Genomic DNA, 16,224 nt, shown 5'->3' with positions numbered 1-16,224 from the left:
ATAAGCTTAACGCTTTTCAAAAATGAAAGCCATGAAACGGGTCCGCGGTTCCCGGATTTCCGCCGGTTCGCGGTAAGATTTTCGCGTGTGTTTTTTGACCATTTCGAGAGCTTCCCGATAACCCTTTGAGTCTAGGGGGCGGTCTCGTGCGATGCGTCAAAAAACAGGTCGCGCCAATCCGCCGATCAATTAGGCAGGCGGCGGAAATGCGAGGCGGGCGGCAGTGTCTTCTGCTGCCGAATCGCGAATCTCGAAGAGCGCGCCATCGCTGAGATCGCGCAGGTCACGACGGAAGCGCAGGGTGATTTCGCGCCCGCCCGCGCGACGGGTCAGCGTAAAGATACCGTCACGCTCTGCCGCCTCGGCGGTGCCTGCGCGGAACACGTCCTCCGCCTGTCGTCGCAGCTTCAGAAGGCGCCGGGTGGCGTCCGATTTCGCCTGCTCGAAGGACGTCGGGGTTTCCGGCAAAGCGAAAGGGCGGCGATTGTCGGGATCGGTCAATTCGTAGAGGGCGCGCTCCCCGCGCTGGTAGATGTCGGGCATGCCGGGCAGCATCATCTTCAGCGCCAGTTGCAGCAGCGACAGCCGCTGTCCCGTCGCGATCAGGGGCGCGAGTTCGGCTGGCGGCTGCGCCTCCCACGCCGCGCAGATGCGCCGCGCGGAGTCCAGCGTGGCGTCCTCGGCCTCGATGTCGGGGAAGGACCAGCGCGTGATCTCCCCTCCCTCGCGAAGGGCTTTGCGCAGATGTTCGGTCAGGCGCTCGCACAGGTCCGGACCGGGCGCGGGATCGTCCCAGATGCCCAGAAGGCTTTGCGTGGCATACCAGACGAATCCGGCATCCGAGCGTGCGGCGTCCTGCATCGCGGTATCGAACAAAGCGGCAAAGGTCTCGGGATGGTGCGAGATCGCAGCGATCCGCATCCGTGTATCCTCGGCGCGTTTCGTGTCATGGCTGGAGGTGAGCGTCAGCGCCGTGTCCCGCTGGCCCTGCGCACTGGAGAACCACGCGTTCAGCCCCTGCGCATCCAGCAGCGGCGTATCGGGTTCCGCGCCGACCTCATTGGCGGCGAGGTAACGGGTGTGGCGGAAGAAGGCCGTGTCCTCCTGCGCCTTGGCCACCACCGCGCCCGTGACCTGCTGGAACCGGATGCGGAACTTGAGGCTCGGCTTGTCCGTCCCGTCGAGCAGCAGCCCGGCGAGCAAATCGAGCGCCTCGCGTTGCGGCAAGGTCTCTGCTGCGGCGTCCACCGTCTCTTCGATGATGGCGCGGTCCTCGGGTGTCGCGGGCGGCGTGGTGATATAGCTGCGATAGCGCGGGAAGAAAATCAGCAGCGCCAGCATCGCCTCGCGCAGCGTCTCGGCATCCGGCGGGTCGAGCCGATCCACCACGAGTGCCGCCTGCGCGAGGTCGATCAGTTGGTGCAACTCGGCCGCGAGGTCTTCGGGGATCACCTGCGCGCGCGCCTCGCGGCACATCGTCTCGTAATCGTCGCAGCCGCCGGTGCGGTCGCGCCAAAATGCGTCGAGCCGCGCGAAGCCTTCGGGTTCGGTCAGCAGACAGCAAATCTGCCGTCCGGCCTCGTATCCGGTCGTGCCGTCGGTCTGCCACCCGGCGGGCATCGCCTCATCGTCGGTCAGAATCTTCTCGACCCAGACCGGGACCGCATCGCCGACCGTCTGGCGCAGCCGCTCCAGATAGGTGGCGGGATCGGCCAGCCCGTCGATGTGATCGATCCGTAGCGCGTGGGCGAGCCCCTCGCGCACCAGTCGCGCAGGCAGTTCCGTCATCGCGGCGAATACCGCCGGATCCTCGATGCGCATCCCGATCAGCCCGGTGACGTTGAAGAAGCGCCGATGCGAGAGCGCGCCGCGTTCGCGCGTCCAGTCGCGCAGCTGCCAGTGCTGGTGCGTCAGGACCGCAGCGATATCTCCCAGCGCCGCCGTGCCGGGCGCGAGCGGCAGCCAGCCGCCTTCCCATTCCACCGCGCCACCGTGATCCTCAGTCAGTCGCAGCTCGCCCCTCGCCAGCATGTCGTCGAGCGGCTCCGGCAGGAAAGGCAGGATCAGTTTTTGCGACCAATCGATCGCGAAGTAATCGGCATAGGCGCTGTCGGGGCCATGGCGCATCGCATCACGCATCCACGGATTGTCGAGCGAGAGTGCGGTGTGGTTCGGCACGAGGTCGAGCGCGATGCCGAGCCCCAGCGCCTGCGCGGCCTCGGAGAGGCCTCGAAACCCGTCCTCGCCGCCAAGCGCCGGGTCGATCTCCTGCGGATTGGCAACGTCGTAGCCGTGGGTCGAACCTTCTGTCGCAGTGAAGATCGGCGACAGGTAGAGATGGCTCACGCCAAGGTCGGCGAGATAGGGCAGGAAGGTTTTCGCAGCCGCGAAATCGATGCCGTTGCGCAATTGCAGCCGGTAGGTCGCGATCATGGGGTGGGCGGTGGCCGCGGGCAGATCGGACGGCATCACTCAATCCTCACGTCGATGGCGAAGGCGTCCCGGCACGGGTCGCCCATCGAGAATAGCGCAGGCTCCCGCCGCGGCGCATTGGAGGCGGGTGCCCCGAGGCTGACGAGAATATCAAGCGTCCCCGCCGCGAAAGGCCAGCGCGCGTGGAAGGCCTTCGCCCCGTGGCGCGTGACCTCTCCGGGCCCGGACTTGCCGCTGCGCAAAAGCGGCAGCACATGCGTCCGGCGCAGGCTCAGAAGTTCGCGCGTCAGCCGCAGCCACTCCTGCGCGCGGGGCCCGGTGTCACCGTAAGGGTAGCACAGGCGCGGCGTGTCGGGAGAGGCGGGGTCGATCATCGCGGTCGTGTCGTAGCCGATGGCTTGCAGCTCTTTCGTCCGGCCCGCGCGCAGTGCGGTGACGGCGTCCGGCGGTGGATCGGCGAAGAAGGGGAAGGGCGCGGTCGCGCCGACCTCTTCGCCCATGAACAGCATCGGCGTGAAGGGCATCAGCAGCACCAGCGCATGGATCACCGCACCCGCCTCATCGCCGATCAGCCTCAGGAGGCGCTCGCCCTCGGGGCGGTTGCCCGCTTGGTCATGGGTGAGGTTGGCGTTCACGAAAGCGGACCATGGCAAATGGGCGGCGGGCGCGCCGCGTGCCTTGGTGCCATCGGAACGGGTCTGGCCTTCCTCGACCTGGCCCTGCACCATCGCCCGCGCCAGATCGCCGAACGGATCGGCGGCATGGGCCGCGTAATAACCCTGTGTCTCGCCGGTCAGGGCGACATGCAGCGCGTTATGCCAATCGTCGTTCCACTGCGCGTCGTAACCGGCGTCACGCAGATCGGGGAGGTTGCGCTCGTCTTCGAGGATTAGGTGGATCGGACGGCCTCGATCCTGTGCGCGGATTGTTTGCAAAAGCTCGATCAGGAAATGCGGCTCGGACGGGTCGCGGATCGCGTGGACTGCATCCAGTCGCAGCCCGTCGAGCCGATACTCGTCGATCCATCCCGTCGCCGTGTCGCGTAGCAGGGCGCGCAGCTCGGGCCGGGTGAAGTCGATCGCATCGCCCCAAGGCGTTGCCTCCCCGCCGAAGGTCTGGGGCGCATAGGCGTGCAGGTAGTTCCCGAAGGGGCCGAAATGGTTCAGCACCAGATCGAGGATCACCATGATCCCGTGGCTTTGCGCTGTGCGGATGAAGGCGCGCATCTCGTCGGGGCTGCCATAGGCGGGATGCGGCGCGCGGAGCAAAACCCCGTCATAGCCCCAGCCATGCGCGCCATGAAATTGCGAGACCGGCATGATCTCGACAGCCGTGATGCCGAGACCTGCCAGTTCGGGCAAGCGTTCCGAAGCAGCGGTGAACGTGCCCTCGGGGGTGAAGGTGCCGATGTGGATTTCGAGGATCACCGCCTCGTCCAACGGTCGTCCTTGCCATGGGTCGCCCCAATCGAAAGTGGCCGGATCAACGGTCAGCGACGGCCCGTGAACATCGCCCTGCTGGCGGCGTGCGGCCGGGTCGGGGTAGTCGGTTCCGTCGAGGCGGAATGCGTAGGGCAGTCCGTCGCGGGCAGCGACTGAGGCCTGCCAGCCGCCATCGCCCACTGGCCCCATCTCGTGCGCCGATCCGACCAACACCAGCTCTGCGCGCTTTGCGGCAGGGGCCCAGATGGCGAAGTCCCAATCGCCATCCGTCCCCGGATGCGCGCCCCAGCGAAGGGGCTGCCGATCGCCTGCCGCCGTCACGCGTCGCCCTCGTCGCTCGCAGCTTCACCCTCACGACAGAACGCGTGCAGCGATTGCCACGGCAGAGATTGAACCCCGTCCACGGCCTCGTCGCAGCGCGGATGATCCAGCGTCGTGTCGAGGATGTGACGCCAGCCGTCGCCGGGCAGGGTGAACTCGCAGGCGTCCCCGGCATTCGCGACGATCAGCAGCTCGGGATAGCCCTCAAGCCGATGCCGCAATCCGACGCAGCACTGCCCCGCTTCCTGCCAGTCGTCGTCCTTCATCTGTCGCCCCGACGCGTGCCACCAATCGCTGACCGGGGTCGCGGCGTTAGGGGTGAAGGCGGGCGGGGCGAGGTGGTAGCGCCAGTCCCGCCGGAACGCGACCATCGCGCTGAGGCTGTCGCGCAGATCGGTCCGTGCGCCCTCCCAGTCGATCCATGTCGTCTCGTTGTCCTGACAATAGGCGTTGTTGTTGCCGTTCTGGCTCTGACCCATTTCGTCGCCTGCGAGGATCATCGGCACGCCGTGGCTGACCATCAGCGAGCCCAGCATCGCGCGCGCCCGACGCAGGCGGGCGGCGTTGATCTCGGGATCGTCGCTCGGCCCTTCGACGCCCATATTGTCGGACAGGTTATGGTCGTGGCCGTCGCGATTGCCCTCGCCATTGGCCTCGTTGTGCTTGTGGTTGTAGCTGAGCGTATCCCACAGCGTGAACCCGTCATGGGCAGCAAGGAAGTTGATCGAAGACGTCGCGGGGCGGTGCGTGTGGTCGAACTGCACCGGCGAGCCCATCAGCCGCTGGGAAATTTTCGGCAAGAGCCCCGGATCGCGGCGCCAGAACGCGCGGGTGTCATCGCGGAACTTGTCGTTCCATTCGCGGAAGGGCCAGGGAAAGCCGCCCACCTGATAGCCGCCTTCACCGATATCCCACGGCTCGGCGATCAGCTTTACGCCGGAGAGCACCGGGTCCTGCCGGATCGCGTTGAAGAAGGCGCCCTCGCGCTCGAAGCCGTCGGGTTCGCGGCCAAGCGTCGAAGCAAGGTCGAACCGGAAGCCATCGACATGCACCGCCTCCACCCAGTAGCGCAGGCTGTCCATCACGAGGCGCAGCACCATCGGATGGGCGACGTTGAGCGTGTTGCCGGTGCCGGTCGTGTCGAAGCCGTGGCGTTTGTTTTCCGGCGACAGCAGGTAGTAGCTGCGATTGTCGATGCCCTTGAAGCTGAGCGTCGGGCCGAGCTCGTTTCCCTCGGCGGTGTGATTGTAGACCACGTCGAGGATCACTTCGATCCCGGCCTCGTGGAAGCGTTTCACTGCGGCGCGCACCTCGCGCACGTCCTCTCCAGCCAGATAGCTGCGATTGGGCGCGAAGAACCCGATGGAGTTGTATCCCCAGTAGTTCGACAGGCCGTTCTCGACCAAGTGGCGATCCTGCACGATGGCATGGATCGGCAGGAGTTCGATCGTGGTCACGCCGAGCGTCAGCAGGTGGTCGATGATCTGCGGAGAGGCGAGCGCGCGGAAGGTCCCGCGATCGGCCTGAACGACGCCGGGATGGCGCATCGTCAGGCCCTTCACATGGGCCTCGTAGATCACCGTTTCGGACCACGGGCGGTGCAGCACCTGATCCTGATCCCAGTCGAACTGCGTGTCGACGACGATGGCTTTCGGCATGAACGGGGCGGAGTCGCGGGTGTCCTGCTTCAGATCGGAGCCACCGATGGGATAGCCGAACAGCGCATCATCCCATTTCAGATAACCCCGCATCGCCATCGCATAGGGGTCGAGGAGCAGCTTGTTCGGGTTGAAGCGCAGCCCTTCTTCGGGCGCAAACCGCCCGTGGACACGGTAGCCATAGGCGAGGCCTTCCTGCGCGCCGGGCAAATGGCCGAACCAGATCCCGCCTTCCTGCTGCGGCATTTCCAGCCGCGCGAGTTCCTCCTGGCCCTCATGGTCGAAAAGGCACAGCTCCACCTTCTCGGCCTCTTCGGAGAAAATCGCGAAATTCACACCGTCTCCGGTGACGCGCGCGCCAAGAGTGTCGGGTCGCCCCGCATACGGATCGAAACGCAGCGAACTGGGGGTCATAGGGGAGGCTCCATGTGCGGAAGAAACGGCGACGCGCCAACGGGATCAATGCGCCGCAGTGTAATCGGTTCCCAAGCGTAAGCCGCTAAGGGCCGGATCGGGACGGGCGCACGCATTTCGACCAACATATCGGAGCCGTGAATTCAGTCGTGGAAACTTCAAGGAACTGCGCCACGCCCCCTGCGTTTCCGAACCGATATTTTCCAAAATCTGAGGTTCCGACATGACGAACGACAAGCGCGGACGCCCCGCCACCACAGACGGGGGCGCCCCCGTCCAAAGTCTCGAACATTCGCTCACGGTCGGTTCCGACGGTCCGATCGTTCTGAACGATCACTACCTCATCGAGCAGATGGCGAATTTCAACCGGGAGCGCATCCCGGAGCGCCAGCCCCACGCCAAGGGCTCGGGCGCCTTCGGCCATTTCACCGTGACGGGCGACGTCTCGAAATACACCAAGGCGAAAGTGTTCCAGCCGGGCGCGAAGACCGACATCGTCGCGCGCTTCTCGACCGTCGCAGGCGAGCGCGGCAGCCCCGACACATGGCGCGACCCGCGCGGCTTCTCGGTGAAGATGTATACCGAGGAAGGCAACTTCGACATGGTGGGCAACAACACCCCCATCTTCTTCGTGCGCGATCCGCTGAAGTTCCAGAGCTTCATCCGCAGCCAGAAGCGCCGTGCCGATAACGGCCTGCGCGATCACGACATGCAGTGGGACTTCTGGACCCTCTCGCCCGAGAGCGCGCATCAGGTCACCTATCTGATGGGCGATCGCGGCATCCCGCGGACCTGGCGTGAGATGAACGGCTATTCGAGCCACACCTATTCGCTCGTCAATGACGCGGGCGAGATGTTCTGGGTGAAGTTCCACTTCAAGACCGATCAGGGCGACGGCAACGCGCATTTCACGCAGGAAGAAGCGGACGAGATGGCGGGCGCCGATAGCGACTATCACCGTCGCGACCTGTTCAACGCGATCTCCGAGGGCAACGCTCCGAGCTGGACGCTCTATTTCCAGATCATGCCTTTCGAGGATGCAAAGACCTATCGCATCAACCCGTTCGACCTGACGAAGGTCTGGCCGCACAAGGATTATCCGCTGATCGAGGTCGGCAAGATGGTGCTCGACCGCAACCCGACCGATTTCCACACCGAAATCGAGCAGGCGGCCTTCGAGCCCAACAACATGGTCCCCGGCGTCGGTCTTTCGCCCGACAAGATGCTGCTGGCGCGTGGCTTCTCCTATGCCGATGCGCACCGTGCTCGGCTCGGGGTGAACTACAAGCAGATCCCGGTGAACAAGCCGCAGGCCGAGACCAACGCCTACACAAAGGACGGCGCGCTGCGGGTGAACAAGTCCGAGGATCCGGTCTATTTCCCGAACTCCTATGGCGGCCCGGAAGCGCATCCGCAGAAATCCGAAGCCGGTCTGTGGTACTCCGATGGCGAGATGGTCCGTCAGGCCTATACACTGCGCGAGGATGACGACGACTGGAGCCAAGCGGGTGCGCTCGTGCGGGACGTGATGGATGATGCGGCGCGCGAGCGTCTCGTGAACAACGTCACTGGTCACCTCTGCGACGGTGTGAGCGAGAAAATTTTGCAGCGTGCGTTCGAGTACTGGCGCAACATCGACGGCGATATCGGCGCGCGCATCGAGAAAGCGGTCCGCGACAAGCTGGGCGGTGAATCGAAAGCGCCGGGCATGGCCTCGGCGAAAAGCATCAGCGGCTAAGCTGAACGTCAGACAGACCAAAGGAAAAGGCGGGGCTCGGCCCCGCCTTTTTGCTATCCGCTTAGCTTAGAGAGGCGTCACTCCTCGCCATCGGCGTAGAGCGCGACGACATCCTCCTCCAGCACGCCGCCGATTGCTTCGAAGGCTTCGCCTGCGTCGCGGAATTCGGTCAGCGTCAAATCGGGAAAGACGAAATACTTCCCCGCGACATTCTCCTTCTGCGCGCCGAAGATGATCCGCTTGATCCCGGCGAAGCGTGCCGCCGAGAGGCACATCTCGCAAGGTTGCAGGGTAGTCAGCAGCACGCAGCCGTCGAGCGACGGGTCGTCCTGCGCCCGTGTCGCTTTCGCGATCGCCACGATTTCGGCGTGGCGGGTCGGGTCGCAGTTCAGATGCACCTCGTTCTCCCCCTCGGCGATGATCTCCCCGTCGCGCAGGATCGCGGCGGCGATCCCCGCCTTGCCCGGCTCCTGTGCGGCCTCTTTCGCCTTGGCGATCAAGCGGGCCATCGCCTCGCGTTCGGTCGGGGTGGGGTGCTCGGGCATGGATGCGATCCTTTCGGCGGTCGGAGGAAGAGGGGCGGGCGCGGCGGGCGCGCAGGGACGAACGCCCACGGCTGCGCGCTGTTCCCCGCTTGCGGTTGCGACCAATCCCACACGCGCGCCGATTTTTTCGGGAACCCATGTCGACATTCGGCGTTGGACGAGACTTACAGGTGACCGAAAGGCGCGCCGCGAAGCTGCTGCGTCTTCGTGGGGTCCAAGTCTCCACGGGGCGAATCGGGTGGTGGTTTCAGGTGCGGTCACGTGTCCGGACGCCAAAATCCGGCCTCTCCCCCGTGTGAGGCTGTCCTCGCGCTCCCTCGCGCCTGCGTGACCTGCAAGGGCTGCGCGGGTTTCAAGAGGTAACATCCGTTCAGATGACCTTGAGGTGAGGGCGTCTGTCGGCAACTCCCTGCTGAGCTCTCGGCATTTGGCTGCCGGTTCCATCGATGGAACCCAGTGCGGCCCTTTTGTTCGTCCCCGAAATTTCGAATTTGCGCCCTTCGACACGCATTCGAAGGGACATCTATCATGGCAAAGGCAACAGGGCTGCTCCGTCGCGAGTTTCTCCTGGGCGCGGCGGGCGCCCTCGCAACCCCCTACATCGTCACCCCGGCACAGGCAGGCCAGACGGACGAGCGCCGCCTGCGCTTCCACAATCCGCATACCAACGAGAATTTCGACGCGGTCTATTTCGCGAAGGGCCAGTATGACGACGACGCGATGCGCGAGTTCTACCGGATCGCCCGCGACTGGCGTCAGGAAAAAGAGGTGAAGATCGACAACCGCACGGTCAACATCGCCTACAACATGCAGAACATGCTCGAGCAGAGCACGCCGCTGATGCTGGTGTCGGGCTACCGCACCCCCAAGACGAACCGCCTCGTGCATGGTGCAACGCATAGCTATCACATGCGGGGTGAGGCGCTCGATCTGACGCATCCGAATGTCTCGACCAGCATGCTGCACAAAGTGGCCCTGCGCATCCGTGGCGGCGGTGTCGGCTACTATCCGAGCGAGCATTTCGTGCATGTCGATTGCGGCCCGGTTCGCACCTGGCGCGGCTGAGCGCAGGCCTTCCAAAGACCTCCGGCGCGGCGCGCGGTTTCCCTGCCTTCACGGGATCGACACGAGGGTAGGGCGCCGCGCCGCGCTGACGCGCCGGCACCCCCACTGGTTCCATCTTCTCGCGAAGTTTTCACGAAAATTTAGTGCCTCGCGCCACTCGTGCCCTAGGTGGAGAGCGGCCAACCAGCGCCGCGCGAGCGCTCACCGATGAAACGGCGAGGAGGAATTCATGAAATTGAAAATCAACGGCAAGTCCGTCGACGTGCAGTCCGGCCCGGATACCCCGCTCCTTTGGGTGATCCGCGATGAGCTCGGCATGACCGGCACGAAATTCGGTTGCGGGATCGCACAATGCGGCGCCTGTTCGGTGCTGCTTGATGGCACGGTTCAGCGCAGCTGTGTCCTGCCCGTCAGTGCCGTCGGCGACAGCGAAGTCACCACGATCGAAGAGATCGAGAACGACCCCGTCGGCAAGCGTGTCGTCGAGGCCTGGGTCGACAAGGAAGTGCCGCAATGCGGCTATTGCCAGTCCGGTCAGGTGATGGCGGCGACCTCGCTGCTGAAGTCGAACGACAAGCCCACCGAAGATGACATCACGGCAGCTATGACCAACCTGTGCCGCTGCGGCACCTATAACGCGATCAACGACACGATCGCCTCGATTGCCGGTACCGATGCAGCGAAAGCGGGGGATGCGCAATGAACGACCACGATCCCAAAATCTCCGATCCCGGCTACCCGACCGGCGCGCCCGAGAATGTCTCGCGCCGCCGCTTCCTGCTGGCTTCGGCTGGCATCACCGCGGGCTCGCTCGTGCTGGGCTTCGGCCTGAGCGTCGCGCCCAACAAGGCAGCCGCCGCCGCGCAGAAGATGCCGCCCGGCGCCAACGTCCCGGCCTTCCTCGAGTTGCGCAAAGACGGCAAGGTCCGTTTGCTGAGCCCGTTCAACGAAGGCGGGCAAGGTGTCTTTACCGCGATGGCGCAGATCGTGGGCGAGGAAATGGACGTGGCCCCCGATAGCTTCATTGTCGAGAACGCGCCCGCGGGCAGCGATTACCTCGTGGTCTATGGCAAGATGAGGATCACCGGCGGCTCGATGTCGGTGCGCACCAGCTATGACACGATGCGAAAGCTGGGCGCGGCGGCGCGTCAGATGATGCTGGAAGCGGCGGCGAAGAAGCTCGACGCGCCGGTGTCTGACCTGTCGACCGAGCCGGGCAAGGTGGTCCACAAGGCCTCCGGCAAGTCGCTGGGCTATGGCGAGCTGGCGGGCGACGCGCTCGACCAAGAGGTGCCGAGCCCCGACTCCGTGACGCTGAAAGATCCGAAAGACTTCAAGTGGATCGGCGAGCCCGTGAAGCGCGTCGACGTCTACGAGAAATCGACCGGCAAGGCGATCTATGCGATGGATGCCAAGGTCGACGGTATGCTGCACGCCGCCGTCCAGCACGCGCCGCGTCTGGGTCTCAAGCCCGGCGACATCAGCAACCTCGACGAGGTGAAGGGCATGGCCGGCGTCATGTCGGTGCATAAGCTCGACGGGGCTGTCGCGGTCGTGGCCGAGCGCTTCTGGGATGCGAAGACGGCGGTCGAAGCCGCCAAGGTCGACTGGCAGGAGCCGAGCGAGGACGAGAAGTCCAAGATCCGCTACATGCCCGCCGATTTCTCGACCGAGGAGTTCGCCAAGCAACTGGCCAATACCAAAGGCGACGGCACCGAGGCCGAGAGCGAAGGCGACATCGCGTCGGGCTTCGACGGGGCTGCGAAGACGGTCGATGCGACCTATCAGAGCCAATACCTGCACCACGCCCAGATCGAGCCTGCCTCGACGCTGGCGCGGTTCAATGAGGATGGTTCGCTCGACATCTGGCTGCCAAATCAGGCGCCCGAGCAGTTCCAGGCCCAGATCGCGGATGCGGCTGGCATCAAGCCCGAACAGGTAAAGGTCAACTCGCCGATGCTCGGTGGTTTCTTCGGGCGGCACTTCCTGTATCCGGCGGCGAACCCCTTCCCGCAGGCGGTCCAGCTTGCGAAAGAGGTCGGCAAGCCGATCAAGGTGATCTGGACGCGCGAGCAGGAATTCCTGCGCGATCCGCTGCGTCCGATGGCGGCGGTGCGTTTCCGTGGTGCGCTGGACGATCAGGGCATGCCCGTGGCGCTCGAGGCGATCTCTGCCTGTGAAGGTCCGACCGAGGCGCTCAACGGCCATAACCCCGACAAGGTCGATGCAATGGCCGTCGAGGGGCTCACCGGCAAGAGCTACGCGATCCCCAATCGCCGCATCGCGCAGAACTATGTCGAGAACCCGACCTCGCTCGCCTATTGGCGCTCGGTCGGCCATTCGATGAACGACTTCTTCTATGAGGCCTTCCTCGACGAGATGGCCGATGCGGGCGGTCAGGATCCCTATGAACTGCGGATGAAGCTGCTCGAAGGGAACGAGCGCCTGACCAATCTGCTCAAAGCCGTGGGCGATCTCTCGGGCGGCTGGAAGCGTGGCCCCTTCGACGCCGAGGACGGCACCCGCCGGGCGCGCGGTGTCGCGATGGCGTCGCCCTTCGGCAGCGAGGCCGCGGCGATTGCCGAGGTCTCGATTCAGGACGGCCAGATCGTCGTGCATGACATCTGGGATGTGCTCGATCCGGGCAGCATCGTGAACCCGGCGATCATCAAGGCGCAGATCATGGGGGCGGCCACGCTCGGCACCTCCGAGGCGCTGATCGAAGAGGTCGCCTACAAGAACGGCGAGCCGACCGCGCGCAACTTCGACTACTACCCGATCCTCGGGGGCGCGCGTGCGCCGCGCATCCATGCGAAGGTGATCGAGAGCGGCGCGAAGATGGGCGGCGTGGGCGAGCCGCCGCTGCCCGCCGTGCCGCCGGCGATCGCGAATGCGGTCTCGGTGCTGACCGGGCAGCGCGTGCGTTCGATGCCGATGGACAAGCTCGACCTGAAGAAGGGCTGAGCTCGTCCAGACGGAAAGACTTGGGGGAGGCGGCGCGATCCGCCTCCCTTTTTCAGTCCTGCGGGGCGACAGCCTTGCGGGCAAGCGCAATGAACTGCGCTGCCTCTTCCTCGCTCAACCCTTCCAGGATTTCCGCCTGCAGCCGCGTCACCACGGGCCGCGCACCCTCCAGTGCCGCGGTCCCTTCCGGCGTCAGATGCAGGCTGCGGGCGCGCCGATCCGTCTCGCTGACGGCCCGCGCCACCAGCCCCTTCTGCACCAGCCGCTTCACCACGTCGCCGATCGTCGCGCGGTCATAGGCGATGCGCGCGGCCAGCTGCGCCTGATCCATTCCCGGCTCGCGCGACAGCGCGTCGAGCGCCGCGAATTGCACCGAGGTCAGTTCCACCGGGGCGTCCTTGATCCGCTTCTGGAACACAGCAGTCGAGCGCTGGTTCAGCCGCCGGATCAGGTGGCCGGGCATGGTTTCAAATTCGTTCGGCATGGGATGCGCTCCGGGTCTTCTGTGATTTAGGTAAGTGTACTTACTATATTGACGCCGCGCCAGCCTTTCCGGTAATGGTAAGTATGCATATCAATTGGGAGGGCGCGCTATGCAGTTTCATCTGAACGGGTTCACTACCGGCGATCCGGCCATCGCGCCGCGTCATCCGCAGGCGGGGGAGACGCTCGACACGGTCGATGTGCTCATCGTCGGCTGCGGCCCGGCGGGGCTGACGCTTGCGGCGCAGCTCGCGGCCTTCCCCGAGATTTCCGTGCGCATCAACGAGCGCAAACCCGGCCCGCTCGAAGTCGGGCAGGCGGACGGCATCGCCTGCCGCTCGGTCGAGATGTTCGCGGCTTTCGGCTTCGCCGAAAAGGTGATGAAGGAAGGCTATTGGGTGAACGAGGTCGCCTTCTGGCGGCCCGGTGCGCAAGGCGAGGGGCTGCAACGCGCCGACCGGATTCAGGACGTGGCCGATGACCTCTCAGAGATGCCGCATGTCATTCTCAATCAGGCGCGGGTCCATGATTTCTACCTCGAGACGATGCGCAACGGCGCGCGCCGTCTGACCCCCGACTACGACCGCGCGCTGACCACGCTCACCCGCACCGACGACCCCGATTACCCGCTGGTCGCGACATTCGACTGCCTCGATGCGCCAGGCGAGACCGAGACGATCCGCGCGCGCTATGTCGTCGGCTGCGACGGCGCGCGCAGCACGGTGCGCAAATCCATCGGGCACGAATTGCACGGCGAATCCGCGCGCCAGCTTTGGGGCGTGATGGATGTGCTGCCGGTCACCGACTTCCCCGATATCCGGCTCAAGGCGGCGATCCAGTCGGCAACCGAGGGCAGCATCCTGATCATCCCGCGCGAGGGCGGCTATCTGGTGCGGCTCTATATCGAGCTCGACGCGCTGCATGGCGATGAGCGCGCCGCCGACCGCAATGTCAGCGCCGAGATGCTGATCGAGAAGGCGCAGGCGATCCTCGCGCCCTATTCTCTGGAGGTGAAGGAGGTCGCGTGGTGGTCGGCCTATGAGATCGGCCAGCGTGTCTGCGACGGGTTCGACGACAGCGACAGGGACGGCGACGGCGCGACCGAGCCGCGCATCTTCATAGCGGGCGATGCTTGCCACACCCATAGCCCGAAGGCGGGGCAGGGGATGAACGTCTCGATGGCCGACACGTTCAACCTCGGCTGGAAACTGGCCGCCGTGCTGCGCGGACAGGCACGGCCCGAGCTTCTGCAGAGCTATTCCGAGGAACGTCAGGCCAAGGCGCAGGAACTGATCGATTTCGACCGCGACATGGCGCGGCTGTTCAGCGCGAAGCCGCAGACCAAGGAGGAAGAGGCGCAGTTTCAGGCCTATTTCCAGAAACACGGGCGCTATACCGCCGGGGTCGAGACGCAATACGCGCCGGGGCTTCTGATTGGCGACGCCGCGCATCAGGCGCTGGCCGCCGGGCAGGTCGTGGGCAAGCGTTTCCACTCCGCGCCGGTGGTGCGCTTGGCGGATGCGAAGCCGGTGCAGGTGGGCCATGCGTTCAAGGCGGACGGGCGCTGGCGGCTTTTGGCGTTTGCGCCGACGGGCGACACAGGCGAGACGGGTGGGGCGATCGCGCAGCTATGCGACCGGCTCGATGGGCCGGAGGGACTACTTCACCGCTTTACGCCCGAGGGCGCGGATATCGACAGCGTCGTCGACCTGCGCGCGGTCTTCCAGACGCCCCATCGCGAGATGCGCATCGAGGCGCTGCCCGCGCTCCTGCGTCCCAAGAAGGGGCGTTACGGGCTGGTCGATTACGAGAAAGCCTTCTGCCCCGCCGTCCCCGGTCCCGACATCTTCGACCTGCGCGGCATCGACCGGGCGCAGGGCGCCTTGCTGGTGCTGCGGCCCGATCAATATGTCGCGCAGGTCTTGCCGCTCGATGCGGTGGATACGGTCGCGGATTTCTTCGACCGCATCCTGATCCCGCAATCGGCAGGCTGAGGGCGCCTCAGTCGCGGTTCACCTGCACGACGCCGGTCATGTTCTCTGCGCCATGACCGGCCTCGCTGGCCCGCGCAAAGAGGCGTTTCGCGGCCTCGGTCATCGGCATCCGTGCGTCCCCGCCCTCGGCGATGGCATAGCGGAAGTCCTTCGAGATCAGATCGACCGGGAATTGCGGCGTGAAATCCGAGCGCTGCATCGTGCCGGTGATATAGGGCGCGTTCGGCGTCCAGATCGGGGTGGAGGACAACGCCTCCAGCGCAAGATCGACATCCATGCCGCCGCGCTCCAGCATCGGAATGATCTCCGCCCAGGCGGCGACCTGAACGCCCAGCATCGCATTCGTGGCGAGCTTCATCCGCGCGCCCATGCCCCAGGTGCCGACATGGTGCTGCGCCTTGGCCAGCGGGTCCAGCACGTCATGCACACGGCCTGCGGTCTCGGCCTCGCCGCCGAGGAAATAGACCAGCACACCGTTCTCGGCTTGCGGCAGCGTGCCGGAAACCGGCGCTTCGACAAAACGCCGCTGCTGCGCGATGGCGTAGCTGCCAAGCTCTGCGGCTCCCTCCGGGGTGATGGTCGAGCTTTCGATCGCGATGGCATCCTCGGGAAGCCCGGCGAAAGCGCCGGTTTCCGGGTCGCACCAGACCTCGCGCGAGACCTCGGTATCGCGCAGCATCGAGATCGTGAACTCGGCCTGTGCTGCGGCGTCGCGCGGGGTGTCGGCCTGTGTGGCACCGGCCTCGACGAGCGGCGCGCAGCGCTCGGGCGTCCGGTTCCAGACGATCAGATCGTGGCCCGCATCCAGAAGGGTCCGCGCCATCCGCGAGCCCATCGCGCCCATGCCTAGAAATGCGATTTTTGCCATGCTCTGCTCCTGTTCGTGAGGGTGTTGCTGGCCGAATGCGAGGTGCCTTCGCGGGGTTCCGGGCGTGGCGCGCACATCCCGGTGACCGGGCCGATTTCAGATGCGGCCGCGTTCGTTGGTGGGAATACGTGAGGGGATATCGAACGCGCATCCCGCGGCCTTTGTTCCTTGACGATAACGTGCGGTAGCGGGCGGTTGCTGGCCCCGACTGCGGCCCTACCGTCAAACTACGCCACCCCGAATGCGTGAAAGCGTCACGATTATGACGAAGGCAGCCACGATCCGACCGCTCCATCCGC

General features: G+C 65.3%; 11 protein-coding genes. 5 read left to right on the top strand and 6 right to left on the bottom strand.

Features of this window, described 5'->3' with window-relative positions:
• Positions 1–189 precede the first annotated feature (189 nt).
• Genes treY through glgX form a run of 3 tightly spaced genes read right to left on the bottom strand, consistent with a single transcriptional unit; the run spans position 190 to position 6,268 of the window.
• Positions 190–2,469: a malto-oligosyltrehalose synthase gene (gene treY / locus BMI91_RS04365; RefSeq protein WP_078604070.1), complete on the bottom strand. Its 2,280-nt coding sequence runs from the start codon at positions 2,467–2,469 to the stop codon at positions 190–192.
• Positions 2,469–4,196 carry a malto-oligosyltrehalose trehalohydrolase gene (gene treZ / locus BMI91_RS04360; protein WP_078604069.1) on the bottom strand — a complete coding sequence of 576 codons (1,728 nt, stop codon included), beginning with the start codon at positions 4,194–4,196 and terminating at the stop codon, positions 2,469–2,471. Before treZ ends, treY begins: the two co-directional genes overlap by 1 nt.
• Positions 4,193–6,268: a glycogen debranching protein GlgX gene (glgX, locus tag BMI91_RS04355; protein ID WP_078604068.1), complete on the bottom strand. Its 2,076-nt coding sequence runs from the start codon at positions 6,266–6,268 to the stop codon at positions 4,193–4,195. The genes treZ and glgX overlap by 4 nt, the downstream gene beginning before the upstream one ends.
• Before the next feature lie 223 nt (positions 6,269–6,491).
• Between glgX and BMI91_RS04350 the strand changes: the two genes are divergently transcribed.
• Positions 6,492–8,006 carry a catalase gene (locus BMI91_RS04350; protein ID WP_078604067.1) on the top strand — a complete coding sequence of 505 codons (1,515 nt, stop codon included), beginning with the start codon at positions 6,492–6,494 and terminating at the stop codon, positions 8,004–8,006.
• A 77-nt stretch (positions 8,007–8,083) separates the two neighbouring features.
• Here the strand turns inward: BMI91_RS04350 and BMI91_RS20005 are convergent, their stop codons facing one another.
• Positions 8,084–8,551, bottom strand: a complete 468-nt coding sequence (locus BMI91_RS20005; protein WP_158522082.1) for a nucleoside deaminase — start codon at positions 8,549–8,551, stop codon at positions 8,084–8,086.
• A gap of 528 nt (positions 8,552–9,079) precedes the next feature.
• Here BMI91_RS20005 and BMI91_RS04340 point away from each other — a divergent pair.
• The 3 genes from BMI91_RS04340 (at position 9,080) to BMI91_RS04330 (ending at position 12,580) form a co-directional block, all read left to right on the top strand.
• On the top strand, positions 9,080–9,616 hold the full coding sequence (locus tag BMI91_RS04340) for a YcbK family protein (protein ID WP_078604065.1): 537 nt from the start codon (positions 9,080–9,082) through the stop codon (positions 9,614–9,616).
• A gap of 229 nt (positions 9,617–9,845) precedes the next feature.
• The gene (locus BMI91_RS04335; protein WP_075776330.1) at positions 9,846–10,319 is read left to right on the top strand and encodes a (2Fe-2S)-binding protein; all 474 of its coding nucleotides are present in this window, start codon (positions 9,846–9,848) and stop codon (positions 10,317–10,319) included.
• Entirely contained in the window at positions 10,316–12,580 is a 2,265-nt protein-coding gene (locus BMI91_RS04330; RefSeq protein WP_078604064.1) for a xanthine dehydrogenase family protein molybdopterin-binding subunit, read from the top strand. The genes BMI91_RS04335 and BMI91_RS04330 overlap by 4 nt, the downstream gene beginning before the upstream one ends.
• A gap of 52 nt (positions 12,581–12,632) precedes the next feature.
• On the opposite strand, the gene BMI91_RS04325 is transcribed toward BMI91_RS04330, so the two are convergent.
• Positions 12,633–13,064: a MarR family winged helix-turn-helix transcriptional regulator gene (locus BMI91_RS04325; RefSeq protein WP_078604063.1), complete on the bottom strand. Its 432-nt coding sequence runs from the start codon at positions 13,062–13,064 to the stop codon at positions 12,633–12,635.
• A 109-nt stretch (positions 13,065–13,173) separates the two neighbouring features.
• Between BMI91_RS04325 and BMI91_RS04320 the strand changes: the two genes are divergently transcribed.
• Positions 13,174–15,057 (top strand): FAD-dependent monooxygenase, encoded by a 1,884-nt coding sequence (locus BMI91_RS04320; RefSeq protein WP_078604062.1) that lies wholly within the window; start codon positions 13,174–13,176, stop codon positions 15,055–15,057.
• Positions 15,058–15,064: 7 nt separating this feature from the next.
• On the opposite strand, the gene BMI91_RS04315 is transcribed toward BMI91_RS04320, so the two are convergent.
• Positions 15,065–15,925: an NAD(P)-dependent oxidoreductase gene (locus BMI91_RS04315; RefSeq protein WP_078604061.1), complete on the bottom strand. Its 861-nt coding sequence runs from the start codon at positions 15,923–15,925 to the stop codon at positions 15,065–15,067.
• Positions 15,926–16,224 lie beyond the last annotated feature (299 nt).

The organism is Thioclava sediminum, assembly GCF_002020355.1.
GTDB classification, from domain to species: domain Bacteria; phylum Pseudomonadota; class Alphaproteobacteria; order Rhodobacterales; family Rhodobacteraceae; genus Thioclava; species Thioclava sediminum.
This window is presented reverse-complemented; position numbering and strand designations above follow the sequence as displayed.